The sequence below is a fragment of the Halobacillus faecis genome, assembly GCF_007991335.1.
GTDB lineage: Bacteria > Bacillota > Bacilli > Bacillales > Halobacillaceae > Halobacillus > Halobacillus faecis.
The window spans coordinates 355984-382740 of record NZ_BJYD01000012.1 but is presented as its reverse complement, the minus strand read 5'-3'; the positions used below and the strand labels follow the sequence as shown (position 1 = coordinate 382740).

The 26757-nt window shown below is 44.0% G+C and carries 25 protein-coding genes and 1 riboswitch; of the genes, 7 read left to right on the top strand and 18 right to left on the bottom strand.

The annotated features are described in order from the left end of the window. Positions 1–153: 153 nt before the first annotated feature. Together HFA01_RS08250 and HFA01_RS08245 are read right to left on the bottom strand one after the other, a co-directional pair. Complete coding sequence (locus HFA01_RS08250; protein ID WP_146815081.1) at positions 154–1119, bottom strand: NAD(P)/FAD-dependent oxidoreductase; 966 nt, start codon at positions 1117–1119, stop codon at positions 154–156. Between the two features lie 138 nt (positions 1120–1257). Next, entirely contained in the window at positions 1258–4413 is a 3156-nt protein-coding gene (locus HFA01_RS08245) for an efflux RND transporter permease subunit (protein WP_146815079.1), read from the bottom strand. 115 nt (positions 4414–4528) lie between these two features. Here HFA01_RS08245 and HFA01_RS08240 point away from each other — a divergent pair, with 115 nt between their 5' ends. Beyond that, complete coding sequence (locus HFA01_RS08240; protein ID WP_146815077.1) at positions 4529–5374, top strand: TetR/AcrR family transcriptional regulator; 846 nt, start codon at positions 4529–4531, stop codon at positions 5372–5374. 59 nt (positions 5375–5433) lie between these two features. Here HFA01_RS08240 and HFA01_RS08235 read toward each other — a convergent pair whose 3' ends face one another. The 3 genes from HFA01_RS08235 to HFA01_RS08225 form a co-directional block, all read right to left on the bottom strand. Then, positions 5434–5889 (bottom strand): hypothetical protein, encoded by a 456-nt coding sequence (locus HFA01_RS08235; RefSeq protein WP_115823467.1) that lies wholly within the window; start codon positions 5887–5889, stop codon positions 5434–5436. A gap of 36 nt (positions 5890–5925) precedes the next feature. After that, positions 5926–7146, bottom strand: a complete 1221-nt coding sequence (locus HFA01_RS08230) for an NAD(P)/FAD-dependent oxidoreductase (RefSeq protein ID WP_146815075.1) — start codon at positions 7144–7146, stop codon at positions 5926–5928. 511 nt (positions 7147–7657) lie between these two features. Then, entirely contained in the window at positions 7658–7855 is a 198-nt protein-coding gene (locus HFA01_RS08225) for a DUF2188 domain-containing protein (protein ID WP_146815073.1), read from the bottom strand. 135 nt (positions 7856–7990) lie between these two features. After that, a riboswitch (SAM riboswitch) is annotated at positions 7991–8101 on the top strand. Positions 8102–8209: 108 nt separating this feature from the next. Here HFA01_RS08225 and HFA01_RS08220 point away from each other — a divergent pair. Together HFA01_RS08220 and metX are read left to right on the top strand one after the other, a co-directional pair. Next, on the top strand, positions 8210–9904 hold the full coding sequence (locus HFA01_RS08220; protein ID WP_146815071.1) for an O-acetylhomoserine aminocarboxypropyltransferase/cysteine synthase family protein: 1695 nt from the start codon (positions 8210–8212) through the stop codon (positions 9902–9904). A gap of 23 nt (positions 9905–9927) precedes the next feature. Beyond that, the gene (metX, locus tag HFA01_RS08215) at positions 9928–10980 is read left to right on the top strand and encodes a homoserine O-acetyltransferase MetX (RefSeq protein ID WP_146815069.1); all 1053 of its coding nucleotides are present in this window, start codon (positions 9928–9930) and stop codon (positions 10978–10980) included. 54 nt (positions 10981–11034) lie between these two features. Here metX and HFA01_RS08210 read toward each other — a convergent pair whose 3' ends face one another. From HFA01_RS08210 to HFA01_RS08165, 10 genes are all read right to left on the bottom strand, one after another. Further along, positions 11035–12417, bottom strand: a complete 1383-nt coding sequence (locus HFA01_RS08210; RefSeq protein WP_146815067.1) for a polysaccharide deacetylase family protein — start codon at positions 12415–12417, stop codon at positions 11035–11037. Between the two features lie 301 nt (positions 12418–12718). Next, positions 12719–13555 (bottom strand): tryptophan 2,3-dioxygenase, encoded by an 837-nt coding sequence (gene kynA, locus HFA01_RS08205; protein WP_281290471.1) that lies wholly within the window; start codon positions 13553–13555, stop codon positions 12719–12721. A gap of 13 nt (positions 13556–13568) precedes the next feature. Next, entirely contained in the window at positions 13569–14213 is a 645-nt protein-coding gene (locus HFA01_RS08200; RefSeq protein WP_146815065.1) for a DUF4166 domain-containing protein, read from the bottom strand. A gap of 404 nt (positions 14214–14617) precedes the next feature. After that, the gene (locus tag HFA01_RS08195; RefSeq protein ID WP_146815063.1) at positions 14618–16144 is read right to left on the bottom strand and encodes an RQC-minor-2 family DNA-binding protein; all 1527 of its coding nucleotides are present in this window, start codon (positions 16142–16144) and stop codon (positions 14618–14620) included. Between the two features lie 82 nt (positions 16145–16226). Beyond that, on the bottom strand, positions 16227–16925 hold the full coding sequence (gene rpiA / locus HFA01_RS08190; RefSeq protein WP_146815061.1) for a ribose 5-phosphate isomerase A: 699 nt from the start codon (positions 16923–16925) through the stop codon (positions 16227–16229). Between the two features lie 701 nt (positions 16926–17626). Continuing rightward, a complete protein-coding gene (locus HFA01_RS08185; RefSeq protein WP_146815059.1) occupies positions 17627–18259 on the bottom strand; it encodes a response regulator transcription factor in 633 nt (210 codons plus the stop codon). Beyond that, a complete protein-coding gene (locus tag HFA01_RS08180) occupies positions 18256–19296 on the bottom strand; it encodes a sensor histidine kinase (protein WP_146815057.1) in 1041 nt (346 codons plus the stop codon). Before HFA01_RS08180 ends, HFA01_RS08185 begins: the two co-directional genes overlap by 4 nt. Beyond that, positions 19293–20012 carry a cell wall-active antibiotics response protein LiaF gene (liaF, locus tag HFA01_RS08175; protein ID WP_146815055.1) on the bottom strand — a complete coding sequence of 240 codons (720 nt, stop codon included), beginning with the start codon at positions 20010–20012 and terminating at the stop codon, positions 19293–19295. Before liaF ends, HFA01_RS08180 begins: the two co-directional genes overlap by 4 nt. 67 nt (positions 20013–20079) lie before the next feature. Further along, positions 20080–20721, bottom strand: coding sequence for a PspA/IM30 family protein (locus HFA01_RS08170; protein WP_146815053.1), 642 nt, complete (start codon positions 20719–20721; stop codon positions 20080–20082). 21 nt (positions 20722–20742) lie between these two features. Beyond that, positions 20743–21090 (bottom strand): lmo0954 family membrane protein, encoded by a 348-nt coding sequence (locus tag HFA01_RS08165; protein WP_146815051.1) that lies wholly within the window; start codon positions 21088–21090, stop codon positions 20743–20745. Between the two features lie 132 nt (positions 21091–21222). On the opposite strand from HFA01_RS08165, the gene HFA01_RS08160 reads away from it, so the two are divergent. After that, a complete protein-coding gene (locus HFA01_RS08160; protein ID WP_146815049.1) occupies positions 21223–21885 on the top strand; it encodes a nuclease-related domain-containing protein in 663 nt (220 codons plus the stop codon). 112 nt (positions 21886–21997) lie between these two features. Then, complete coding sequence (locus tag HFA01_RS08155) at positions 21998–22177, top strand: hypothetical protein (RefSeq protein ID WP_146815047.1); 180 nt, start codon at positions 21998–22000, stop codon at positions 22175–22177. 60 nt (positions 22178–22237) lie between these two features. Here the strand turns inward: HFA01_RS08155 and HFA01_RS08150 are convergent, their stop codons facing one another. Continuing rightward, the gene (locus tag HFA01_RS08150; protein ID WP_146815045.1) at positions 22238–23338 is read right to left on the bottom strand and encodes a M24 family metallopeptidase; all 1101 of its coding nucleotides are present in this window, start codon (positions 23336–23338) and stop codon (positions 22238–22240) included. A gap of 181 nt (positions 23339–23519) precedes the next feature. On the opposite strand from HFA01_RS08150, the gene HFA01_RS08145 reads away from it, so the two are divergent. Beyond that, the gene (locus HFA01_RS08145; protein WP_146815043.1) at positions 23520–23921 is read left to right on the top strand and encodes a hypothetical protein; all 402 of its coding nucleotides are present in this window, start codon (positions 23520–23522) and stop codon (positions 23919–23921) included. Positions 23922–23955: 34 nt separating this feature from the next. On the opposite strand, the gene HFA01_RS08140 is transcribed toward HFA01_RS08145, so the two are convergent. Beyond that, positions 23956–24543, bottom strand: coding sequence for a biotin transporter BioY (locus HFA01_RS08140; RefSeq protein WP_146815041.1), 588 nt, complete (start codon positions 24541–24543; stop codon positions 23956–23958). Positions 24544–24672: 129 nt separating this feature from the next. Next, the gene (locus tag HFA01_RS08135; protein WP_146815039.1) at positions 24673–25170 is read right to left on the bottom strand and encodes a carboxymuconolactone decarboxylase family protein; all 498 of its coding nucleotides are present in this window, start codon (positions 25168–25170) and stop codon (positions 24673–24675) included. Positions 25171–25283: 113 nt separating this feature from the next. Between HFA01_RS08135 and HFA01_RS08130 the strand changes: the two genes are divergently transcribed. Then, positions 25284–26732, top strand: coding sequence for an HsdM family class I SAM-dependent methyltransferase (locus HFA01_RS08130; RefSeq protein WP_146815037.1), 1449 nt, complete (start codon positions 25284–25286; stop codon positions 26730–26732). Positions 26733–26757: the final 25 nt, after the last annotated feature.

The following is a 26757-nucleotide window of genomic DNA, read 5'->3' as shown; positions in this document are numbered from 1 at the left end:
TTTGGCGCGATCCGGCGCTCCTTTGGCGCGATCCGGCGCTCCTTTGGCGCGATCCGGCGCTCCTTTGGCGCGATCCGGCGCTCCTTTGGCGCGAAAGGTCATCCTCGAAACGGATGACCTTTCGCTTTGTTAGGCAGAACGCCTAAAATAAGCTCACCAACTCAAATAGGCTGCTGCATCTTTCCCTGAGAGATAAGCACTTTCAAAGCGCGTGCGTCCTGCTCCATCATTCAATCTTAAGAACGCATCACCGGCGACTACGAGACGTCCATCCCCAGATAGATCGACATAAGGCTGCCTCATTACTTTTTTGGCCTGGGCATATCTCCAACGCTTCAACTGTTCAGACTCGAGCTGCTTCCAGTTCAAGTACCCAGCGGCTTTTTCTTTAATTAATGACATCACATAATCTTCGCCATAATGCTTACGGGACCATTCCGCTTCCATGTACACGCTTACAATCGTATCGTCTGATATCCCCTTTTTCCGATGATCAACCATTCGTTCCATTCCTTCAGGCAAGCCAACATCTACATGACCTCCGTCTGGCAGTTCTGTCTCTTCTTTGAATTGGAAAATGCCAACATACGTAGGTTCGAAATAAATGTCCTTGAGTTGTTTCAATTCTTCTTCATCGACCTCCACCTCACTATTTTTCAAAAGTTCGATGATTTGAGGGGCGGGCATCGTCAGAAGTACTTTATCAGATTGCCACTCCTTTCCATCTTCACTATAAAGGCGGTATCCTCCCTCTACTTCAAGCAGTTTGACTACTTTTGTATGTAGGGAAGTTGGAAGGTCTGCGGCTAACTGCTTCGCAAGGCCGTTCATCCCCTGAACAGCGGTGTAACGAGGGTATTTCTCTCCAAACCATTGTTTAATCCATCCTTGTTCAAGCCAATTCTCCACCTCTTCTCCAAGCTCATCTGTTCTCACAGTGAAAAATTGCGCACCGTGATCGGCCCGTCCATCTGCTACTCTTCTCGTTGCCAGTCTTCCGCCAACACTTTTACTTTTATCTGTTAACAATAGATTGCTTCTTCCTTGTTTCTTTAATCTCCGTGCTGCGGTTATGCCAGACAGTCCGGCACCTACGATCGTAATTTCATAATGTTCCATCCGAACCCCTCCATTCAACGATTTATAGTCCATTCCCACTGCCATATCAATAAAAACAATGAACTCTCTACGAATACAAAAAAAGAACATCCTCATCGTTTGAGGATGTTCTTATTCTACCAAAATCTATTTCGTAGTTTATGTCTTTTTCTGTCTACGGAACTTCATTAAAGTTTCGTACGCGAGTGGTACGATGAGTAGTGTCAGCAGTGTGGAACTTGCTAACCCACCGATAACCGTAACCCCAAGACCTTTACTGATGATCGAACCGCCTTCAAATCCAAGCGCCAGCGGAAGCAGGGCTCCGATTGTGGCAAGGGCTGTCATCAAGATTGGACGGAGTCTTGTCATTCCTGCATCCAGTAAAGCTTCACGTGTAGAGAAGCCTTCTTTTTCTTTATAGATGACACGGTCAATAAGAACAATCGCATTGGTTACGACAATTCCAATCAGCATCAATGCACCGATCATGGCAGAAATACTAAGCGTTTCTCCACTGATCAATAATCCGAGAACCGCTCCGATAATAGTAAACGGCAAGGAGAATAGAATCGCAAGTGGCGCAAGTCCTCCGCCAAAGAAGACAACGAGGATCAAGTAAACGATCGCGATAGCCGCGAGCATCGCTAACCCTAATTGGGAGAAGGATTCATTGATGTCTTCCGCTACTCCTCCCTGGGTAATTTCAACTCCGGATGGCGTATCGATATCCTGCACTTTTTCATTGACCTGTTGAGAAACGGCACCTACATCATCCACCGTAATCTCTGCGCTGACACTTGCATACACGCGTCCATTTCTCCGTGTAATTGTATCAGCTGTTGTTCCCTCTTCGACTTCGACAAGTTCACTGATGGCGACTGCCTGACCCGTTGGGGAGGTAATTTCTTTCCCAGTTAAGTCTTCAATTCCAGTAATGTCTTCTTTCTCTACTTCAAGATAGACATTCAGTTCGTCTCCATCCCGTTCAATTGTCGTAATCACGGGCTCCTGACGGTTCTGTCCGAGCTCCATGCCGATTTGAGCAGCTGTGAGACCTAATTCACTAAGACGTTCATGGTCGGCTACAAGCGTATATTCCTCGTAGGATTCTGAAAGGCTGGAATCGACGTTTCTCAAATTCTCTTCATCGGCAAGAAGTTCTTCAACTTCCGTTACGACTGGTTTGATTTCTTCTGTATTATCGCCGTACACACGCAGTTCAAGGCCACTGCTTGATCCTGCTCCAGAGAAGTCCTGACTCATCCATTCGCCGTTTTCAGTTTGTTCATTCAAGCTGTCTATAACGCGTTGCGTTTCTTCCGAAAATTCTTCGGTATCATCAGCATATTCCACGTAGAACATCGCCTGGTTCGAAGCCCCAGGGTTCATCGGGTTTTCGCCTCCGACAGAGTATTGAACCGTCTCTGCTCCATCACGGTCCATAAAGAACTGCTGTGCATCTTCAGCGATACGTTCCACGTCGTCTGACGTTTGGCCCGGTTCAGGGCTGAAGGTTGCAACGACCATCTTTTGTTCTTGCTCAGGAAGGAAACTTGTTCCTACAAGTGGAAGAAGTGCGATACTTCCGACAAGAACCAAGACAGCAATAATGCTAGAGATAATTTTATGGTTCAGCGTGCTGTTTAGGATCTTTTTATAAAAGAGAGCGAGTTTTCCTGCCCCTTCTTCATGTGTACGCCCCTTGATTTTCGATTCTTTTAATAGAGAATGAGAAAGCATCGGGACAATGGTAACAGCCACAAGTAAAGAGGCTAACAAGGCAAAAACAACGGTTAGTGCAAATGGTAAGAATATTTGACCGACTGTACCTTCAACAAGGCCCAGTGGTAGGAACACCGCGATCGTTACAAGCGTCGAAGAAAGAATCGGCATAAACATCTCTTTCGTCGACTCACGAATCAATGCTTTTCCTTTTAACTTCTCTTCCGATAACGACATCCGCCGGTATATATTCTCAACAACAACAATCGAGTCATCCACCACACGTCCAATCGCAACCGTCATGGCTCCAAGGGTCATGATATTCAACGTGATGTCCATCCAGTTTAAGAATAGAATGGCAATCAATAAGGATAACGGAATGGAAATGACGGAAATCAGTGTCGTCTTGATGTTGCGCAAGAACAAAAGAATAACGAGGACGGCGAATATTCCACCAAACAATGCCTTATTAAGCATGGTACTGACAGACTCTTCAATCGGCTCGCCTTGGTCAAAGGAGTACACAAACTCTACCCCATCCAGCTCTTCCTGGAAAGATTCTGTTTCCTCTTTTACAAGGTTTACGACATCAACCGTATTTGCTTCTTGTGATTTGATAATCTGCAGGGAAATGGAATCTTCCCCATTGGTACGGGAGATGGATTCAGCCTCTCCAACGACCTCCACATCAGCAATTTCGCCCAGGGTAACAGTCGGAATGCCATCCATCGCTGGCATGTCACCAGTCGTCGCTCCCTCTCCCTGACCTCCTTGCTGTGCTTCTGGAGGAATTTGCTCTGCTCCTTGTGAAGGCATTTGTTGACCTTGCTGAGCCCCTCCTGCAGAAGGAATAGCAGGGATCTGCAATTCTCTCAATTCTTCTACACTTGTAAGGTTTCCATCAATGACGACAGATTTTTGAGTATCATCAAATGTGTACAAACCTAACGGGAAAGAAACATCCGACCCTTGAATGAAACGTGTAATGGTTTCTTGGTCGAGACCCCGTTCATTCAATACTTCTTCATTCATATCAATCCGGACTTCCTCAAGCTGCTGACCGGAAACCTGCACATCCGCGACACCTTCAAGTCCCTCAAGAGAAGGCACAACCTCTTCTTCTACGGTTGTCGTCAATTGTTCAAGAGACCCATCTCCATTGATGGCACTCAAGCTCACAACAGGAAAAGCGTTGAAGTTCAGACGGGATACGGAAGGCTCTTCTGCCCCTTCCGGCAAAGCCACCTGATCGACTGCTTCTTGCAATTCATCCTCCGCTTCATCTAAACTTTTATCAAAGCTATATTCCAATTGAAGCGAAGAAGCATTTTGAAAAGAGGAAGAACTGACTGTTTTCACTCCACTCAAATTGCTTACTTGCTGTTCAAGTGGTTCTGATATTTGATCAGCCACCTCTTCTGGTGTAGCCCCTGGATACGTCGTGGTCACCGTAATGATCGGCGGCTCGATATCTGGTATCGTTTCAAGCTTCATATTCAATCCTGCATATAACCCTGCAGCGGTAATGAGGATTGTCATAAGCCAAATCGCAAATTTGTTATTCATCGAAAAATCGATGATTCGTTTCATACTTCAATCTCCCCTTTATTGACCAGTTAGTCATAGCACTATAAAATATAAATGACCAACTGGTCAGAGGTCAAGAGAAAACATCAACTTCTCCACATTATAAGGAGCGTCAACCATGGAACAAAAATCAATATATATTATCGAACAGTCCATCAAACTGTTTGCAAAAAAAGGATTCAGCTCTACTTCCGTTCAGGAAATCGCAAGTGCATGCGGAATATCCAAAGGAGCATTCTATCTCCATTTCAAATCGAAAGATGCTTTGCTCCTTGACATTTTCAATTATTACTATCAGCGGATCCAGACGCGCATTGATGAAATCCAAAAACTCGATGCTGATGACCGTACTAAGTTTATGAAACAGTTGCAGGTTACATTCGAAGAACTGGCCGATCATCGTGAATTCATCATTATGCAAATCCGGGAACAAGCCATACCATTCAATGAAAATATTGAACAATTCCTTACTCAAATGCGGGTGAACTCTTACCTTTTCTACAAAAGCCACTTGGAAAACATCTATCATAAGCGGGTGGACGAAATCGTATGGGAAGTCAGTCTAATTCTGCAGGGGATGTTCAAAGGATATATGGATCTAATCATTATCGAAGGGGCTGATTTGAACCTTGAAGCCCTATCGGAAGCGATGTTACGTAGAACAGACTACATCGTCGAAGGCTTTGAGAAGAGCGGTGACCAACCAGTCATTACAGGAGGAACCATGCGCCAGCTCTTACCTGTTAACTTCTCCGGGGAAGAAAAAGAGCAGCTGTTAGCGAGTTTAGAGGAACTAGCTAATGAAGGGGATCAGGATATTAAAGATACCGTGCATGTCCTGACGGAAGAGATGAAGAGAGACCAGCCTCGCCCTGCGATATTAAAGGGAATGCTAGCAAATCTCGAAGGATTATCGGGTTTCAAAGAAGCGATCGCTAGAATTAAGCAGTTCTACCAATTATAAAAAAGTCTCCCACCATCCTATAGGTATAACAAAAGCTCAGGCATGACCTGAGCTCTTAGTTATACTCGCTCTGCTTCTAGTACTTCATCCAAAATTGGATAGACAGCTTCCACGCCTTCTTCCGCGACTAAACAAGCTACACCAAGCGGGGTTTCCCAAAAGGAATCAGGAATATAAGGATTCTTAAGTCCTGCCGGTTGGTAAAGCGAACGGTAGATGCGATTCAAATGCTGTCGTGTCTCTTCTGGGTCTCTTTCTTTTTCACCACGAGCAATTAAAAATACGTAGCGCATCGACTGAAACAAGTTGTCTCCAGGCATAAACGTATACTCCTTAAAGAATTTCAGCTGTTCCTGCGCTTTTTCTTTCAACCCGGATTGGACCGCCAGATCATCGAGATGTTGTTGCAAATGGTTGTGCACTTGTTGAAAAACTCTCCGTTTTTCATCCTGCATGACTTTATCATTATAGATTTCCTGCAATTTTGTAAATGCGGTTTCTTTCGTCCATTCCATCTTGATCACCTCACTACCTACATTCGACTTTTATCGCTAGGATTCCTTTTTAAAACCGAACTGTTCTGCTTCCATTTGCATTGCTGTATGAAGAAGAGGAAAATCAGCAGCATCGTTTTCTAAATGGCGGGATAAATTCGGTACAAGTTTGTTCCATACCATTGGGTTTGCTGCCATCGATTGAAATAATGCCACTTCATTATCTGTCCATTTTCTTAAGGACTGGATATATTGAAGGGTCATTTGGAAACCAGGGAGAAGCTGCTCATCCCTCTTCCTTGCGAATTCCTTCATCGCCTCTTCTTTCGAGATTCCTTTATCTATTTTCAAGCAGGCATCAGCCAATAAGAATGATTGCATAAAGGCATCATTGATCCCTAAACCTGTACTCGGGTCTTTGCTGTGACCAGCATCTCCGATTAACGCCCAGCCATTACCATAAGCCGTTCGGAAAAAGTTCGGCATGCCTGGTGTTCCAATGATTTTCCCTTGAAGCTTAGCACCTTTCATTCTTGCTTTCATTCCGTACAGTTGATCAAACGTTTGTTTAAATGATTCTTCCGGGTTTTTCATCATCGCTTTGAATTCTTCTGGATGGATTTCTATACCCAGGCAGTCCCGGTTCGACTCCATTGGAAAAACAAAGCCGATGCGACCTTCATGAAGAAAGATCTCTGTAGCAGGTTCGGGCAAAGGTTCTATCCCCTCAAAATATCCGTAGATGACCGGGCGCAAGGGCTTCGTTTCTTCATACTTCTCTGCATCTGTCCAATGAGCAATGTTCGAGTTTTTCCCATCAGCCCCAACAACTAGATCAGCATGGACATCATGAAGTTCTCCTTTTTCTAATAGACGGACACCAACGACCTTCCCCTCTTCCCAGATCAGTTCTCTTGCCGATGTCTCAGGTTTAAAATTGACGGATGGGAAAGTGAGCGCACGTTGGATCAGCATAGAGTCAAGTTTGTCTCTTCTAGGGATAATGGTATAGGAGGTCCTCGGCCCTTCTACGAAACTACTTCCAATATAGGTCCTCATTCTCGCTACTTTTCTCAAACCTGACTCTTCGAGTTGCTCAAGCACACCTAATTTTTCTAAGAATCCTGTGTGGGACATAAAATGTGTGGATAATGTATCACTTGGAAAACTGGCTTTATCAACAAGGAGGACTTTCTTCCCCATCTCTCCTAATAAAATAGCTAAACTTGCGCCGGCTACACGTGCACCGACGATAATGACATCATAATGATCATTCATAATTGCACACACCTTCACGTATCGTTTACCTCCATCATAACTGGAGCACCACGAAAACTCTAGAGCGGTTTGTTGTAGATAAGCTCCCGTTTGTGGAAGACCCTCCAACTTGGTACAAGGGTTCGTTCCTCCCTTACATCGAAAGGGGTAGTTGGGAAGCTGCGAGACTCCCGTGGGAGAAAGGAGATAGGCGAGATCCCGCAGGAAGAAATCCGAGGAAGCTCCCCACTCCCCCACAGGAAAGTGTTCGAATGCGGAATCGCCCTGGTAGACACGACTGGCATAAGCAGAACAGCAATGGAATGTCCTCTTTCATTCCTTTGCTGTTCTGCTTATGACGCGAGTGTCTGGGCGATGGAGCTGGACGAGTAGCTTCCCAGCCACCCCTGACGCCCAACAAGGCAACGAACCCCGGAAACATCTCGAAACTTAGTCTTCAAGAATCGTGCCCTTTACTTTAATAACCAATCCATCTATGGACATAAAAAAACTCCCGCGACGGGAGTTTTCATTAGTAGGTGCGCTCTTCTTCAACTTCATGGTTTTGATCCATGATTTGAAGCTTGCTCGGTTTGTTTTCTTTTGCGATTTCCTCCGCTTTGGCAACAGCGGTATCACGCTCATCATAAAGGTCTGTCGGCGCGACATCCTCGATCTTTACGAACCAGCCGGTTACATCTTTATTAGGTACAACACTATATTGTTTCATGAACTTCACTCCTATCTCATAGACTTAATTATCCATTCCCACAGCAGGAAGGGTTCAAACGTATTGAAATGGTTTGACAATAAGAAAGGACGGCTTTATAATTTTAAAACAAGTCAGAAAAATTAAATAAAATTACTCTTATCGAGAGCGGCAGAGGGACTAGGCCCTACGACGCCCGGCAACCTTCAAGTTAAAACCTTGAAAAGGTGCTACATCCTACAGGTCACATGATCTGAAAGATAAGGGGAGGTATGAGATACATAAAGCCCTCTTCTTACTTAAAGAAGAGGGCTTTTCGTTTTCCCTCTTCTACAAAGTGGATGCCCTAGGAAAAAATCAGAGGAGGAATTTCCCATGAGTTTACCATTCCATACGTTCGGTCCTGAAACAAATTTGCTTCATGGCGGTCAAGAGCCTGATCCCGCTACAGGGTCACGTGCCGTACCGATTTATCAGACGACATCGTATGTTTTCAATGATACGGAACATGCTCAAAACCTTTTCTCGCTTGCGGAACCAGGCAACATTTATTCACGAATCGGAAACCCGACCGTCGATGTTTTCGAACAGCGGATCGCCCTTCTTGAAGACGGTGCTGCTGCCGTGGCGACAGCATCAGGCATGTCTGCCATCACCATGGCCATCCTGAATGTCGCTAAAGCCGGAGACGATATCGTGACTTCCACGAACCTTTATGGGGGGACATACAATTTATTTGTCCACACCCTTCCCCGTTATGGAATCAATGTCCATTTTGTTGAAGGAGAGGATCCCGAATCATTCGCCAAGGCGATTACTCCTCACACAAAAGCCATCTTTGCGGAAACCATCGGCAATCCGAGTTTAAATATCCTGGACATTGAAGCGATCGCAGATGTCGCGCATGATCACCACATCCCCTTTATCATTGATAACACATTCGCTACTCCGTATGTGTGCAGACCGATCGACTGGGGTGCTGACATCGTTGTGCACTCCGCCACGAAATGGATTGGCGGACACGGAACGGCCATCGGTGGAGTTGTCGTTGATAGTGGACGTTTTAACTGGAACCATGAAAAGTTCCCTGGATTCACAGAACCGGATGAAAGCTATAACGGCATCCGATTCGGGGTGGATGCAGGCCCTGCTGCTTTTGCTATAAAATTGCGCGTACAGCTGCTTCGAGATATCGGCGCCTGTCTAAGCCCTCAAAACGCATTCTTACTTCTGCAAGGACTGGAAACTTTACACTTACGAGTGAAGACACATGCGAATCAAGCTTTAGAAATTGCTGAATATTTAAATCAACACGAAGGCGTCGAGTGGGTGAATTATCCAGGCTTAAAAGACCACCCCACTCACACCTTAGCCGAAAAGTACTTTCATTACGGTCATGGATCGATCGTTGTTTTCGGGATTAAAGGAGGGCGCGATGCAGGTCGGAAACTGATTGACCAAAGTACCATCTGGTCACATGTAGCCAATGTCGGGGATGCCAAATCTTTAATTATCCATCCAGCCTCTACCACTCACCAGCAATTAAGCCATGAAAACTTGAGTAAATCTGGTGTAACAGAAGAACTTGTCCGCTTATCTGTGGGGTTAGAATCTGTAGAAGATTTAATTCAGGACCTGGACAACGCCATTTATCATGCCAATGGATTTAGAAAATCATACGGTAAAAGCAAGCACGCGGCGGAACCCGTTTTATCTTCATCCCTGGACCGTTCGAACGGGGAGTTGAGAAAAAGAGTCATCGGGATTGTATGCGCGAGTTCTCTTCTTGTGGAGCAGCACAAGTTGGAAAGACTGGGATTTGATGTTGTTTCCTTCTCTAACATGGAGGAACTACAAAGGGAAACGAATGTCAACTGGGATATCGTTTATGTTGAGGAAGCGGATGAGGAGATCTTGAACATAGCGAAAGAAGTAAAACCGACACTACTCTGGTCACGAAAACCAATCAACCACGAAGATGCAGCCATCATTTCCGGGGTGAGCCTTTATGAAGCTGTCGTGAACATCCGATCAGGGAAAGATCTATCCACTTCCCTCGTATCGGTCTAGTGAAAGAAAGGAGAATGATAAGCATGTCATTAAGAAACCCCGCCAGCCACCCACGAACCAATCAAACGATATCGATTGGCACTTTCATCTTTGAGTCTGGTGAAGAGCTCGGAAATGTCGAACTTGCCTACGAAAGATACGGGCCGACGAATGCTCCCGTCATCCTCGTATGCCACGCATTAACGGGCAACCAGCTCGCTGTCGGTTCAAGGGATGAACGTGGCTGGTGGGCCGGTTTGATTGGTGAAGATTGTCCAATTGATACCAATCGATACCAAGTAATCACCTTCAATGTTCTTGGCGGGTGTCACGGGTCTACAGGGCCTGCGAGCATCAACCCGGACACAGGCAAACCGTACCGTCAGACTTTTCCCAAAGTAACCATTCGCGATATGGTTCACGCTCAATATGAAGCATTAAACCGCTTAGGCATCACTCATGTCCATGCGGTAGCAGGCGGATCACTTGGAGGTATGCAGACGTACGAATGGGGGCTCCTTTATCCTGATTTTATGGATAAATTATTCATCCTCGCAGCGACGCCCTATCTAAGTGATTACGGCATCGCTTTTAATCATATTGGTGCTAGAGCGATAAAGAGTGATCCTCATTTTAGAAATGGAGACTATCATTCAAACGAAGACTTAAGGGGATTCGAGATTGCCCGGATGACCGGTATGGTCACGTACCGAAGCAGTACCTTATTTGAAAAAAGGTTTGACCGGTCCTATCACGCCGATACCTCTTATGAAATTCAATCTTATTTGGATTATCAAGGGGATAAGATTAAAGAACGTTTTGATGCTAACAGCTATCTCTACCTTCTCGAGGCGATGAACAACCACGATATCGGACGAGGAAGAAATGGATGGGCACAAGCAGCGAAGCAATACAAAGCGGAGGTTCATACCTTCAGTTTTGAACATGACCTTCTTTATCCAGAAGCATTAATCCAGCCATTCTCTGCCACCTGCGAAAAAGGAGAGCACCACCACATACACACCGACTATGGGCATGACGGATTCCTTGTAGAGTTTGACCGTTGGGGCAAATGGGTGGCAGAACAATTAATATAATTCCATCGTGATGGCTCTACCTGAAGAAGTGAAAAATAAAAAACCGTTCCGTTTTTAATTAAAAACGGAACGGTTTTCTTGTTTATCAATGATATGACCAACAGGAACAACTTCATACCCTTCAGCGTACAGCCCTTTTAATAGGAGATCCACGGTTTCTACTGTAGAATGTTGAAGATCGTGAAGCAGAACAATGGAATCTCCTTCCATTTCTGAAAGGATATCCTCAGCGACCGTCTCCGGTTTTAGATCTTCCCATTCCTCACTATAAATCGTCCATGGCGCAACAATGTTTTCTTCCTGATCGTTTGCAGAAGGAAGATTTCCAAAAGGTAACCGTAGTAAATCCACCTTCTGCCCTGTCACTTGCTCCAGAATCGTTTGAGTAGAAGTAAGCTGCTGGTTGATCTGATCGTCTGACAAGCGTCCCAAACGTGGATGATTCCACGTATGGTTTCCAATTTCATGCCCGCGTTCACTCACTTCACGAGCCACTTCAGGATAGTAACCTACCCGTTTCCCGATCATGAAGAAAGAGGCTTTCGCTTCATACTTGTCCAGTACATCAAGGATTTCCCTCGTTACTTCAGGGTGAGGACCATCATCGAAGGTTAAAGCCACTTCTTTCCTTTCCCCATGTAAATGGTTATCTAGAGAAAAGTCCTTGTAATGATTGTCGGTTCCCTTGTCCTCTGAAGTTGTGTTATCCACTACATCAGGTGCCTCTATAAAGGCATCTGTGTACTCTGAACGAAGAAGTCTGGATACTTTATCTTTCTCGATCATCACACGGTATGGTTCTTGACTAGCTGGGGCATCTATAAAAACAAGCAACCCTTCCCCCGTAAAAGCGACATCTTCGTAAAATTCAGGTTTCGCCTCAACCTTATCCATAAGCTGTGAGTTTCCTTCACCTGCATCGCCCATCTTCTCTTTCGTCCACTCGTGGAGACGATCGACATAATAGATATCTTCCTTAAATAATTCTTCCAGCGACAAAGCTTTTCCGTTCTTCTTATCGAAATTCATGATGGTCTGGTTGGTCATAACTCCGCCTGCACCAAGGTCCATCGTTTCTATGAATCTTACAACGAAAAACCGTTGATTTTGATGAATGACTTCAAAATCAATGTGCAATTCATGCGCCTGGCTTCCATCATTCTTTTGTTTACTTTTGTAGCTTTCTTGCTTAAATAAAGCTTTCTGCTGATTCACATAATCTATAATCGTTTGGTCGATTTGGTTATTCGGTGTTTGTGGATAATGTGCGGTCATATGATACTCTTCAAATTCACTAATATCTGTTTCTATACGAACGTCATACATGACCTGAATATCTGTCTTCTCTCCCGACTCTTCATTAGCATTTGCAATGAAAGAACAGCCGGACGCCGTCAACAAAACAAACAAGATGGTATATATAATCGGTTGTCTCATGCTTTTCCCTCTTTATCTCATAGTCACACAATCTATTGTAACACAAATGTAACAATGACGTAATTACTTCGATATATTCAGTAAATTAAGTTAATTCGGCAAACTCCTTTTCCAAAATCACTCCCTATTCTTAAAGACTCTAGTATCGGGACTTGGGTTGATTAGATAAGAGCTCCGAGGAATGGCACGCTTTCCGTGGGAGTGCGTTGAGCCTTCTGATACTGGGGCCTGTGGGGTTTCTGAGTCTTCCAGAATCCTATCATTTAGCGGAATAAAAAAGAACTCTCCCATCAGGAGAGTTCTAGATGTTGGTGCGGACATCCCATAATTCGGGAAAAAAACGATGATCGAGGACTTTCTTTAAATAGCCGACACCGGAGGAGCCGCCTGTCCCTTTTTTGTGACCGATGATTCGTTCGACTGTTTTCATGTGACGGAAACGCCATTGCTGGAGACTGTCTTCAATGTCAACAAGCTTCTCCCCCAATTGGTACAAGTCCCAGTATTGCTCTACATCTTTATAGACATTTGTCCAGGCAGCTTCTACACTGGCATCTTTTTCATACAGCTGCATGTAATCGCGGTCCAACAATTTTTCTGAGATTGGAAAACCCGAATCAGATAGCTTTTCGATGGCAGCATCATAGAGACTTGGTGCACGATAGGCCACTTCAAGACCACGTTGCAAATCAGGATCTTTCTCGTAGATTTTTAAAACGTGAGAAGTTTTGTACCCCAATGCAAATTCAATCATTCTGTACTGATAGGATTGGAAGCCGGAAGCCTGTCCAAGGTGATCGCGGAACTCCATATATTCTGATGGAGTCAATGTTGAAAGGACATCCCAGGCTTGAATAATCTGTTTCTGAATGCTGGACACTCGAGCCAGCATCTTAAAAGCCGCCTGCATGTGATTTTTTCTAATCGCTTCTATAGCTGCTTGAAGTTCATGCAAAGTCAACTTCATCCATAGTTCACTGACTTGATGAATGACAATAAAAAGCATCTCATCATGGTGAGTGGATAGACGATTTTGAGCAGATAGCAGTTCCTCCAAGTTCAAATATTCCCCATAGGTCATTCGGCTTGAAAAATCAGTATGGACTTTCTCGCTTCCATCATTTTTATGAGTGGTCACTGGTGATCCTCCTTTATTCCAATACGCCGCGTTCAGGAATGTTGTTGAAAGTCATCGGTAGAAATTCCGTATGAACCGTCCCCTCATACATAAGAAGCGTACCTAAGACGGGGTGTTCTGCGTGTACATGAACTCGAAAAGCGCCTTCCTCTTCATCATAATGTTCGTACACGCTGGTCGTCGGATTGGCCATGGACAAAAGGCCATCCACATTCATTACTTTCGACTCCATATAAAGACCGCCTTCTGCTGTGACATGGAGGTCCAGCTCGGTTTGTATGAGTCCTGTCTTTCCTAGATCATCAACGATACAACCTTTTTCTTCATCAAATCGCATGGCTGCATCAAACCCTCGAATAGAGTACGGAAAGAAAAACCTCCGAATCCAGCTGATGGTTTCACGTCCTCTTTCATCTTCATAGATATAATTCTCAAGAGTGAACGGGACATCTTTCCCTCGTTCTGCAAAGACGAGGTGATCTTTTGTTCCTACCTGAAGAAAAGGACGAAGCAATGGATGTGTCCCTCTGATTTCAGTCATTCTCCCTTGTCCAAGGATCATTAAGTTTTGTTTACTCGTCAAACCGTATTTCTTTTGAAGCTCAGGATGAAGATGATGGAATTGCTCACCTAGTGCTCGATGAAAAATCGACTTCATAGAAAAACTCCTCCCATAACAGGGTGCCATCGGTATTTCATTGGATGGTTATCCATTAATGGCCCTGCACATTTATGTAACGTTCCATTTTTAAATAGGGTGAATATAAAGCATGAAATGAATCAAATCAGAATATGGTTTTATTTAGAAACCTCTTTTCTCTGATGTATGTAATGGCATTATAGCACAAGTAACCGCTTTCTATTATACATGCAACGAAATAAGACCTGCCTTTCAGCAGGTCTTATTCCTTGAGTTTGTAAAATAGCGGAAGTATCACAAAAGCGTTTATCGTATTTCAAATTCATGTTGTGTCTGAGAAGACCTCCGTGATATGAGCTGACGAAAGATGGTGTAAGGAACGGCCATTCACACTTTGCTTTACCCTCCGTCATAAAAAGCCATCACATGACTTCTTCTGCGTAGTCGCTGATGGTGTAGCCTTTTTGTTGTTTCATAAGCCATCCCTGTTTTTCTAGCTGATTGAAAAGCTTTTGAATATGTTTTTCAGGCCAACTTGCAAGGATGCCGAACCACCGCGTTTCGTGCAAGTGGAGTTGTCTCAGCTTGTTAGTCGCTTTTCCGGCGAGCACTTGTACTAAGGTATGGGCCGGGTAATCCGTTCCATAATAGTAGATCAAGTCAAGCACTTGTTGAGTTTCTGCATAGGTGAGTGATCTCCCTTTGACGGTAATGATCACATCATTCTCTTCATAGCGAACCTCATTCAACTTACTTTTCAACTCTTCTAAGACGTGGCTTGTCATTGGATATACACTTTCCGGAACAATCTTTTGCCAATTACGTAGTTCCTTTAACATTCTTACGTCATCGAGCTCAATTCTAGAAAGCCACAACAGTTCAGAGTCAGACGTCCGTTCTGGGATCCGGCTCCGATTTAATTTATCATACATGTAAAGGAGCGGATGCGATTCCATATCTTCTGCTTTCCGCTGGTAGCGTTGAATTTGTTTGACGAGATCTAAACTCTCATCAAGCGTTTTTCTGGCGACAGTCAACTGTTTTTTCAAACCCCTTAACTGAACCAATTGTTCAAGGAGGCGCTGATTTTGCTCAGCGATTTCATTGAACTGCTTCTCAATGGTTATCACTCGCTTCGTGGCGCGCTCCACATCGAATTCCTCTTCAAGAGCAACTCTATCTTCATCAATATAATAAAGCAGGGTATAGTCGCACCTTTCACAAGAACAACAGATACATCGCTCCTTTGAAAGAAAGGTGAGCGATTTCTTATGAGCACAACTTCCTTCTCTTCCTTCCAACCAATCCGCCGGTAAAGTGCGGAAAGGGCGCATAACGATGTTGACTCTGTGCCGCCAATAGGCCACATCCTCCGGGTAATTAAGAACCGATAGGAGGGCGGATTGATTCATGACTTCAACCGCATCAATGACTTCCCTTTTTTCATGGAACAATCGTACGATGGGGTGATTATGAAAAGCGGCAGCTATTTTATCGAGCCAATCCTTGCGGTCGTGTTCACTTATATGGGATAAGAACAGATAGTCCTCAAGTACCTCCCCTACGTGTTCGTAAAGTTGTTCCGAGGAGAGTTGAGTGAAATCTGTACTGTATAAAAACTCTTCTTTAAAAGGTAGTCCATGTTCTTCCGACAAGGACCTCCATAAAAACAATTCTGGGCGCAACAAATGTGGGTGGATTGTTTCTTCTTTTTCAAAAGAAACCGGTAGGACAGCTCTTCCTGACAACCCTAGGTAGGGGCGAATTTTCGCAACATCAAGAGCTTTGTCGTTGATTTGATCCACGATTGCGTCGTTAAGCCTGGATAGTAACCCCCGTTCAAATTTATGTCCAATCGACCGGATTTGTTTGTTCTTCTTTCCGATCGGTGCAAGTACTACATACGGGTATCGTTGATCCTGGTAAGCAATCCTGTTTGGCAGTCCCATAATGATTCCCCTTTGAATAAGGATTTACTACTATTATAGAAAAAGTATTACGATGTACCAATAAATATAAGTAAAATGGGCGTCATACTGTTAAAATTTCCACGGAATACCCAATGAAAAGCCCCGTTTCTATGACACCTGGGATGGCACTCAACTCTTTTTCCAATGTATCGGGTATATGAGCAAACCTTACATCCATCAGCACATTACCAGCCTCAGTTAAAACCGGACCATCTTTTGCTTTCGCCATACGCATCTGCACGTGATCACAATCAAATTTTTGAAGGGTTGTTTCTACAAGATGAACCGCTCGTGGATCCACTTCTAATGGAATCGCAAACTTTTCTCCCAGCTTAGCTACATGCTTGCTATCGTCAACTAAAATATACGTTTTTGCAGCGCTTGCCATCACAAGCTTTTCAGCAAATAGCGCTCCCCCTCTTCCTTTTATGAGACGACCTTCCCTATCCACCTCATCCGCACCATCAAATCCCCAATCCGGTTGATGATTAAGAAGAGAAGTCGTTGTCAGTCCATAATAACTGCAGTTCATTTCTGCCTCCTTTGAAGTAGGAACAGCCAATATCTCAAGCCTCTCCTCTGCTACTCTTTTAGCAATCTTTTCAAGAGCAAGAAATGATGTCGATCCCGATCCAATACCAATGACATCTCCATTCTTTACAAAGTGGCTCACTTGTTGAGCGACCTTATCTTTTCGATCACGATTTGAAATTTCCCCAGACCAGATCGCCTGATCCGCTAGTTTATTCTTCCATTTCACAGGTATCACCTCTTTCTTTGGTATTCCCGAATGACTTGGAAAACAAGCATGGGTGATAAAGAAAGTGTATCAGAGGAAGGACCTCCTTCCTTTTCACATAACAAAACTTTGTCATTCTTAACGTTGCCTTCACATAAATATAAGGTAATCCATTGTTCTAAAGAAAGAAGGGGATGAAATGAAACGTGTGTACTGGAAGTTGTTCATCTTCTATCTCATCCTCATCACAGCCATCGTACTCGTCACATTGAATCAATAAACCCTAAGATGATTCTCCATAAATGCTCCCGATTGTGGAATACTCAGTTTCGATACTTTTGTTGAGTGGATAGAGCTGCGGGGAATATCTCGCTTTCCGCGGGAGCGGGGTAATCCTCCTCGAGCTTCGCTCTGTGGGGTCTCACCATGCGCTTTCATGCACATGGTAATCAGGAGGGAAATGAACTCCTAAAAACCCAATTCTGCATGCGAAAGGCTTGTTATAGAGTGCTTTATGCTTATACTATCAGGATAGTGGAAGGCGTCCTCCCACAGGAAAGCGATTAGCTCCCCAACCACCGTTGACGCTCAACCCGGCAACGAACCCCGAAAATTCTCGAATCCGTGCCTTCAACAATCCTGCCTTATTTTTGAACAAGCGTTTAATTCATGTGGAATCATCTATATATCCAAAAAACCTCGACCGCTCCATGGTCGAGGTTTTACTTGATTAAGTCGTGTTTGAAAGCATAGATGACCGCTTGGGTCCGGTCGGATACTTGGAGTTTTCCAAGGATGTTGCTGACGTGGACTTTTACGGTTTTCAGGGCGATGAACAATTGATCGGAGATTTCCTGGTTGGTTTTCCCTTCCGCCATTAAAAGGAGAACTTCTTTCTCTCTTGCGGTGAGCTGGTCGTGAAGTTCCACTTCATCAGGCGTACGCATTTTGGTCATAATCTTGCCTGTCACTTCAGGCTCTAGTATGGTCTGGCCTCCATATGTAGAACGAATGGCTTTGGCGATTTCTTCTGCTTTCGAAGTTTTTAACATATAACTCGTCGCTCCCGCTTCAAGTGCGGGGTACACTTTTTCATCATCCAGAAAACTTGTGACGATAATAACTTTAGCTTCCGGCCATTGTGCGGTTATACGTTTCGTTGCTTCTATACCATCCATCTCGTCCATGACTAAGTCCATCAAGATGATATCAGGCCGATGTTCCAATGCAAGGTCTACGGCTGCCTTTCCATCGTCCGCTTCCGCAATAATCTCGATATCTGGTTGTGCAGATAAATAGGCTGATACACCGATACGCACCATTTCATGATCATCAGCAAATAATACGGTAATCATTCTTCCTCGCCTCCTTTTATCCGATGAGGGACTTTCACTTCTAAGCGGGTTCCCTGTTCCTTCACGCTTACAACTTTCAATGTCCCCCCCATTTCAAACACTCGTTCCTGCATGTTCTGCAGTCCATATGAACTCGTCTTCGCTTCTTCCACATCAAAACCTATGCCATCATCGACGATGCGCAGGATAATGTTATGATCCCTTTCAATTAACATGACACTCAAGGAATGAGCTTTCGCATGCCTTAAGGTATTTGAAACCGATTCTTGAAGAATTCGGAAAAGCTGATCTTCGATGCCTTTTTCAAGCTTCAAGGGTTCAACGGACCATTCAATGTCCATTGGTACTTTTTGTGTAAGTTCATAAAGCAGCTCTTCTGCTCCTTCCGACAGAGACTTATCCTTGAGTGCTACAGGCCTTAAATGAAGAAGCAATGCTCTCATTTCAAGCTGGGACTGGTGGATCATGCGTTCAACCATCTGCATTTGTTTTTTCGTTGCCTGCCAATCACCTGAATCGGTTTCATTAATGGCAGACATCATCATGGAAGCTGCAAATAATTGCTGACTGACGGAATCATGAAGTTCTCGAGCAAGCCGGTTCCTTTCCTGAATCACCACTTCCTGCAGACTCTTTTCACGTTCTTCCGCTCTCTCTGTAACCATACGTTGAGCAAGCTCCGTTTGTTTCGTCATTTTTTCTTCCAGTTGCTTAAGAGCAAGGTCAATCTGCTCCATCTCTTTCAGATCAACCTCTTCATCCACAAGCTCGTTTCCCTTCGTCAATTCTGTCACACGATGTTCAATGTTGAAGAGCTGCCTGCGCCAAAACCATCCCTGGATGACTCCGACTACAAACCCGAAAGATAAAGAAATGAATAAAACGAAGAAAATATATGGAAGGTCAAATACCTCCCGTTCCAAAAGCTCTCCCCACGAGCCAAATGGAAAAGCATAGAATGTAATGGCCAACAACAATATAGTGAATCCGAAAAAAGTCAGGATGCCGGATAACAATTGTCTATGCCATACATTCATACGCGCTTCACCTCAAGCTCTCCGGAAACCACAGACGTGATAATTTTCACGCGTGGCTTTTCTTTTCGATATCCATCGGTTTGATAAGAAAGAACCTGGTTAAGCACTTTCGACTTTTTATATTGAAAGATGGAAGCACGTCCAATGAGCGCACTATGATGGATGCTGACCTCTACTTCATAAGGGACATAAACGGTCAGGTTACCCATCCACTGACGTATGGAGATAACCGCCTCATCGTGAGGGAGCACCGTCTGACTCAAATCGACAATTCGATCCCCAAACCCACCATGTATGTTAATGTCCGTCCATTCATAAGAGGTTTTAGGTGTAGCCTCATCTCCAAAGAACTTCTGCCTTAATACTGGTTCCTGATCAGGGATTTCCTGGTGATGCTCGATGATTTCAGGCCGGATATGTTCGGGCTTTTCTTTTGATTTAAAATAATCTCTCAGGAACATGAGAATCAATGCAATGACGAGAAATCTTACAGCAATCATACTTAAAACTGTGAAGATTAAACTGATCAAACCAATCCAAAAAAGGATCTTTCTCCACAACGGCCGATAGTTCTTCCATCCGATATACATTAGAACTCCGGAGAAAAGGACAGAAAATACAAGTCCACCGTTGAAGAAGACGATCTCTACAACGAGGAGAATCACCCCTATGATTAAAATTGTGTTGATCGTATCAGTCGATAGCTTTTTAAGCATAAAGGTCATCCCCCTCTCTTAAATCGATAAAGACGCAGAAATCTGCGCCTTCATCATACCATGTTTTCTATTTAGCAGGTACTTCCTCCCGTTTCTCCATTTCTATTTCCAACTGTGCCATCTTACTGTCAAACGTATTGTGGTAGTAGGCACTGTTCACTTTGTACTCCAGGTCCTCAATGTAACGGTCGATTTCTGAAAATCTGGAATAAGGCTTGTCCGCTGTGTCCTCAATCACACGATTCATCCGGTGATGAGCCCGTGCAATATTTTCGCGCCCCATCAGTTCCATCCGTTTCAAATGCATGTCCTTCAGTTTATGCTTCATTTCTTCATATTTGCGCTCAAGGGCCTCCAGCTGTTCCATGCTGTCCCTTCTAGATGCTTGAAGACGATCGGCTCTTGATTCATATTCCTTCTGCTCTTTGACGGCAAATTCATACATCGTGGATTCCCCTGCTTTTTCAGCAACTTCAGCCTGACGTCTGCGCTTGTCCGCCATATCCTGTGCTTTCTGGAACTCGCGGGAAAACTCATCTTTCAACCGATACTGCCGCTCCACAAGTTTTCTGACTTTCTCCGTTTCTTTTTCACTTTCACGCAAATATTGATTTAACATCGCGATTGGGTTCTTTTGTTCTTTTTGATCCAACGCCTCATGCAGGTCAGCGGTAATGGAATCTTTCAACCTCGTAAATAAGTTAGCCATACTGTGTATCTCTCCTTTGGTTTATTTGTTCATTTCTGCCCATTGACGTTCAAAGTTGGTAAAAGGATCATCGGACTTGGTTGAACGGATCTCTTCGCTTTTGCTTGTCCAATTTTTATAGATCCAGTAAAGCGCAAAAGCAGCGGCTACACCAATCACAGCATAAATATTGGAGACAGCTACGCTGAGAATGATCAGTCCGACAACGACCCAGCCGATCTTTCCGGCTGTGGAGTCACTTTTCATGAACTGTTTGAACACAACATAGAGCAACCAGACACTGACACCCAGGAGGATCATCGGTCCTAAATTGGCGAGCAATACGGTAAGAGCGACTAATCCAGCCAGGAATAGTAAAAATTTCTTCATCGTTTTTCCCTCCTTGCTGATTTCTTGTCTTTATCATATCGAGAATCAAATCATGTCGTAATGAGCCAGAGATATATTTTCAACTAAGACCAGAGGCGTATTGTATGATAAAGGAAAAGGAGAGTGATCGTATTGATTGAGAGCAGAACCAAATCGAAGGAGCATAGACAAGCAGAGGCTTTACTTCCTCGTCTGGATGGAACACACCCTTTCCATAAAGACATTCATGAACATCTTATGAAACTGAATGCCGGGCACCACGGTGAAACCACCACAGATTTCTACCTTCAGTACCTCCCCAACCTTCCCACGATGAAGAACGTCAAATTGTTCGATGGCCTTCAACACTTCCAACTGGATTTCCTTCTCTTCACCCCTTCTTCTTTAATCATCCTTGAAGTAAAAAACATGAAGGGTGAGCTCAATTTCGACTTTGATAACCATCAGCTCGTTAGAATTCTGGAAGGCCGACAAGACGTGTTCCAGGATCCATTTTTACAAGTCCATCATCAAACCTTTCAACTTTCCCGTTGGCTCCATATGAATCAACTGCCTGTGCTCCCCATCCATTCTCTGATTGTCATTCCCAATTATGGAACAAAGGTTACAACCATCGGCGAGGACGCGGAGAATAAGAGAGCTAGGATCGTCAGACCAAAACAACTGCCAAAGATCATTGAACAATTCTCTCGTGGTGACGCCTTTCTGCCCAACCAACAGGAACATTTAATGAAGTCGATCAAGCAGAAACGTTCCTCTTATCCATCATCAGTGATGAACAAATTTAAGTACTAAGGATGACCTCCTTCCTGGTGTCTCGTGCCCCGGTTGCCACATCATAGGCATGGAACGAAGGCGCGATCACTGGTGTTGCCCTAAATGCGGAGCGAAATCCAGGAATGCCCACATGAGAGCAATAAAAGATCAACAACTGATTTTCGGTAGAAATGAGATCACGAATGCAGAATTTCGCTGGTTTGTAGGACTTGAATCTAGAAAAGTCGCTCATAAACTATTGAAAGAAGGTTGTGTAAATGTAATCGCACGAGGAAAGTATTCGAAATATATCCTCTCCGATTTGGGTTAGAGGACATTAAACACTTGTTAGAGGACATTAAAAAGGCCGCCCAAAAAGGCGGCCTTTCTTTTATTCAATGATACGCAGTTCCTTTGGTGTTTTTGTCAATGTCACATATCCGTCTGCTGTAACGAGTACATCGTCTTCCAAACGCACCCCGCCGACTTCCGGATCATAGATCCCAGGTTCAATCGTGTACGTCATGCCCTCTTTCAAGACACCATCATTCAAATGGCTCATGGAAGGAAATTCGTGCACGTTGATTCCAAGACCGTGACCAATGCGGTGCGGGAACTTGTCTCCGTAACCTGCATCTGTGATGACGTCACGTGCGACTTGGTCAAGATCACCGATTCGTGTTCCCGGCTTACTGATGGCAAGCGAAGCGTCCAGGGCTTCCTTAACTTTATTGTAAATCGCCTTCTGTTCTTCATTTACCGAACGATAGGCAAACGTGCGGGTAATATCGGACGTATAGCCTTTCCATACGACGCCGAGGTCGAATAAGACAAAATCCCCTGCCTTCAGACGACGGTTACCAGGATTCCCGTGGGGTTGACCTGACTTTTCACCGAACAGGACCATCGTGGAGAAGGACATTTCCGCAACGCCTTTTTTCTTCAATTCATATTCAATCTTAGCGAGAACTTCCATTTCGGTGATTCCCTCTTCAAGGGCTTCCACACCAACGCTCACACCGAAGTCAGCAAGCTCCGCCGCTTCTTTCATAATGCTAATTTCATGATTATCTTTGACGACACGCATGTCGTTCAATTGTCCTTCAATATCTTCAACCTTCACATCTTCAAAGAGCTCAAAAAAGGATTCACTGCGCCCGTAGGAAAGAACTTGTTTTTCTATCCCTACCGTTTTTACGTTTGTAATTCCAACCTCATTCATCTTATCCGCCATCATCTGCCATGGGTTTTCGTGATCGGCATAACCAATCACTTCCTTCGTCCATCCGGCATCACGGAGTTGACCTTTTTCCATCCCAGGCAGGACTGCAACCGGATCGGCTTCAGGGAAAACAAGCAATCCCAGCAACCTTTCATGAGGATCCGTATGGAATCCTGTTAAATAGAAAAAGTTCTCTGTTGAATTAATAAACGCTGCATCAACGTTCGTATCTTTTAGGTATTGAGAAAATTCTTCTAATCGATGTTCCACATTCATCACTCCTCTTCGCTTCTTTTTTCATCATAGCTCAATCTTTGAAGCAATCCAAATGACACAAAAGTCCGACAAATGGGAGTGAACGTTTAGCGACACTTTCACCTTTTCCATTCTCATTATGGAGAGCATTCGATATAATGGCGAAAGGTGAATAAAAAACAGGAGGTGAACAGTTATGGACCGTACTCGTTTTTTTGTGCGGGTAGCTGCTATTTATGCACTAATTGGCGCATTTATGGGTTCTCATATGGCCGGCGGAGGAGGATTGCAACTAAGCGCAATTCACGCTCACATCCTCGTTGTTGGATGGCTTTCCCTTTTTGCTTTCGGTATTTATTATAGAGTGTTTTCCATACCCAAGGATTCTAAGCTCGCGACAGCGCACGTATGGACATCCTTCTTTGGTGTGTTCGGTTTAACCGTTGGAATGTGGCTGTATTATACCCAGCCACTTCCAGGTTTGAGCACGTTCAATACGATTTTCTTCATCGTGGGAGGGACAGTCCTTCTAATTGCTTTCGTATTATTCGCAATCATGACTTTCGTACATGGAAAACAAATTTCCGAAAACGCATAAAAAAAGATCCGCTCATAGAAGCGGGTCTTTTTTCTTAGGCGGCTTGCCTTAACGGCGTACGTTGTAACAGTGTCTTTTCTAGTCGGATAGCAAAGAACGCGGACACGATGGCTAAGCCGATATCTTTAATTAAAAATGGCACCATACTTGACCAAGCCAAAATAAAACCTATGCCATCCCCTCCAACCCAGAAGTTCATAGCAAGATAGAAAAGATTAACACCAATAAAATAGTTCAAGACAATCCCGACAAGAGCTGCCGTAATATAGGTCGGGAGGTTCCGTTTAGACTCTGCAATTTTTCCAACCGCATAAGCGACGACAATAAAAGATAAAATAAATCCAAATGTTGGGGAGATGAGTGTGGATATTCCCCCTTTAAATCCAGCAAAAATTGGCGCACCCACTAGTCCTAAAAGGGCATAAACAAGAACGGAGAATGAGCCTAATCTGCTACCCAGCACGAGTCCTGCGAGAATAGCAAAGAATGTTTGAAGCGTCAGCGGTACACCCATGACTTGTAGAAATGGCATGAATGCGGTGATGTTGGCTCCAATCGCCATGAGAGCAACGAATAAGCTTCCCAAGGTCATGTCGTAAGCCGATAAACGAGATGTTTTCATTACGGTGTCCTCCTACATATAAAATCTCTTTAACTATTATTAAGATACGAGAATCCACACCATAATGTCAACTGGATTTTTTTATAGTTAACAAAAAAGAGCGCCGTTTAAAAAACCGGCACTCTTTTTTTATAAACCCACCCCCATCGAAAGTTGGTTCGTATAACTTGTATAAGCAACGATTTGATTCAACGCTGCTATTTTCTCCTCATCATACCCCTGCTTTTTCAATCGTTCCACATCTTCTTTCGTCACTTCTACAGGTTTTGCAATTAAGCGCTCCGCATAAGTAAGTACAGCTTTCCATTCCTCACTCATGTCAGATTCCTTGTAATGGCTGAGCCAATTCAACACATCTTCTTGATCTACCAGCTCTTCAAGTAATTTGGAGTGACTAGCCGTGCAGTATTTACAGCCATTCTTCATGGAAACGAATGTGATGACCGCTTCTCGCAAGTCGTCCGGAATGTCTGTTTCTTTCATCGCTTTCTGCAAGGGGAGGAAAGCTTCATATAATTTTTCATTATTCGCCAGCAGCCGATCAAATAACGGAGCCGGGTTTGGAATAGTGTTTTGTACGTTAAGTTCCTTCATATCTTTTTGTTTTACAGGTTTAATCCATGGCATTGCTAAAACACTCCTTTGTCATTCTTTTTAACTAGGTAATAATTACTTAATAAATGGTGACTTATTCCTTTATTTGTAGTAGTATAGACTCAAAAAGTAGGAGGGGGGAGTATATGTTTTCTCCTCAAAGGACGATGGGGCAATATACAACCCCGAAAGAAACGGTGCATTATATGACTCGGAAGCTTTTATCAGAACTTCCTACAAAGAGCAACATGAAGATTCTTGATCCCGCAACCGGGGACGGAATTTTCATCCATACATTGTTGGAAGAAGGCCTTTCAGCAGAAAACCTCTATGCTTTTGATATCGACCGAAATACAGCGGCTCCTCATCCAGAAATTCATTTCCACTATGCAGATTTTCTAAAGGTTGATCAACCAGGGCAATATGACGCCATCATAGGCAACCCTCCCTACAAATCTAAACGTCAAAGTCCTTACTTTTCCAAAAACCGAGAAATAATTCAACGTGATTTTGGAAAGGTTGGTATTCATAACTTATACTCCCTCTTTATTCACAAAGGCATACAATGCTTGAAACCCGGCGGAGTAATGACAATGATTGTACAAGACTCATTCCTTACAAATATCTACTACAAAAGCTTTCGTGAATTTCTACTAAAAGAGACCGAAATCAAAGAAATCATTCTCGCTCCAAGACGCCTTTTCCATAAAGGGAAGGCCGATGTACGGACAGCCATCATTACGCTGAAGAAAAAAGGAACTGGAGCAGTTACCTCTTCACAAATGAGGCTTGTGGACCGTCTGAACGAGCAAAATTACGATCATCCACCAGCGGACCACATCCAGTACCTATCACAGCAAGCGTATGAGCAGATGCCCGCTAGAAATTTTGCGATCAATGTGCCTGAAGATATCCTGACACATTTCGAAGGCTCTTACCGAAACCTGGGAAATGTCCTTAAAGGAGGGACAGGTATATCTACCGGAGATGATCGTTCTTTCTTACGGTCATTCAAGGACGGACATGTGCCTCCCGAATGGATTCCTTTTTATAAAAATGGCGGAAGGAAAGATGCCTGGTATTATGAACCGAAATACTATATCCACAAAAATTGGCCGGACTATGTCGAGAAAAATACGAACTTCACGGTCCGGAACCGCTCCTATTTCTACCAGAAAGGCATTACCTGCTCGTCCATGGGGGTGGACTTCTCCGCTGCCTTACTTCCAGAAGGATCCTTGTTCGGTGTGAACGCCAACCTCTTTCCAGAACAGGAGGAAGATCTGTACTACTTTCTCAGTCTGTTAAACAGCAAGTTGATGAAATATATGGTGAGAAAAGTCCTCAACCGAACCAACATGATCACGTCTGGCTACATCAAGAAGATTCCGTACATAGAACCTGACCCTCTGCAAAAGCAGGTAATGATTGAAATAGCTCGTAGTATCGTTGAAAAGAAGAAAGAAAATCCATCTTTTCAAACGGATGAATGGCAGTCGCTGGTGGATCAAACCGTTTATGAAATCTATAACATATCGAATTCCAGTCGTTCAAAAGTCCATGATTTCTGCCATGATATAATGGAGAAGATTTGACTCTTCTCCCCCTCTCCTCTTCTTT

Coding starts and splice junctions, on each gene's coding strand:
- HFA01_RS08155 (WP_146815047.1), top strand. CDS start 21,998: ATGAGAGCAATAAAAGATCAACAACTGATTTTCGGTAGAAATGAGATC.
- HFA01_RS08140 (WP_146815041.1), bottom strand. CDS start 24,543: ATGAAAACATCTCGTTTATCGGCTTACGACATGACCTTGGGAAGCTTA.
- HFA01_RS08195 (WP_146815063.1), bottom strand. CDS start 16,144: ATGGGACTGCCAAACAGGATTGCTTACCAGGATCAACGATACCCGTAT.
- HFA01_RS08180 (WP_146815057.1), bottom strand. CDS start 19,296: ATGAATGTATGGCATAGACAATTGTTATCCGGCATCCTGACTTTTTTC.
- HFA01_RS08135 (WP_146815039.1), bottom strand. CDS start 25,170: ATGCCATGGATTAAACCTGTAAAACAAAAAGATATGAAGGAACTTAAC.
- HFA01_RS08185 (WP_146815059.1), bottom strand. CDS start 18,259: ATGATTACCGTATTATTTGCTGATGATCATGAAATGGTGCGTATCGGT.
- HFA01_RS08240 (WP_146815077.1), top strand. CDS start 4,529: ATGGAACAAAAATCAATATATATTATCGAACAGTCCATCAAACTGTTT.
- HFA01_RS08230 (WP_146815075.1), bottom strand. CDS start 7,146: ATGAATGATCATTATGATGTCATTATCGTCGGTGCACGTGTAGCCGGC.
- HFA01_RS08225 (WP_146815073.1), bottom strand. CDS start 7,855: ATGAAACAATATAGTGTTGTACCTAATAAAGATGTAACCGGCTGGTTC.
- HFA01_RS08250 (WP_146815081.1), bottom strand. CDS start 1,119: ATGGAACATTATGAAATTACGATCGTAGGTGCCGGACTGTCTGGCATA.
- liaF (WP_146815055.1), bottom strand. CDS start 20,012: ATGCTTAAAAAGCTATCGACTGATACGATCAACACAATTTTAATCATA.
- HFA01_RS08220 (WP_146815071.1), top strand. CDS start 8,210: ATGAGTTTACCATTCCATACGTTCGGTCCTGAAACAAATTTGCTTCAT.
- HFA01_RS08170 (WP_146815053.1), bottom strand. CDS start 20,721: ATGGCTAACTTATTTACGAGGTTGAAAGATTCCATTACCGCTGACCTG.
- metX (WP_146815069.1), top strand. CDS start 9,928: ATGTCATTAAGAAACCCCGCCAGCCACCCACGAACCAATCAAACGATA.
- HFA01_RS08210 (WP_146815067.1), bottom strand. CDS start 12,417: ATGAGACAACCGATTATATATACCATCTTGTTTGTTTTGTTGACGGCG.
- HFA01_RS08130 (WP_146815037.1), top strand. CDS start 25,284: ATGTTTTCTCCTCAAAGGACGATGGGGCAATATACAACCCCGAAAGAA.
- HFA01_RS08165 (WP_146815051.1), bottom strand. CDS start 21,090: ATGAAGAAATTTTTACTATTCCTGGCTGGATTAGTCGCTCTTACCGTA.
- HFA01_RS08145 (WP_146815043.1), top strand. CDS start 23,520: ATGGACCGTACTCGTTTTTTTGTGCGGGTAGCTGCTATTTATGCACTA.
- HFA01_RS08235 (WP_115823467.1), bottom strand. CDS start 5,889: ATGGAATGGACGAAAGAAACCGCATTTACAAAATTGCAGGAAATCTAT.
- HFA01_RS08245 (WP_146815079.1), bottom strand. CDS start 4,413: ATGAAACGAATCATCGATTTTTCGATGAATAACAAATTTGCGATTTGG.
- HFA01_RS08200 (WP_146815065.1), bottom strand. CDS start 14,213: ATGAAGTCGATTTTTCATCGAGCACTAGGTGAGCAATTCCATCATCTT.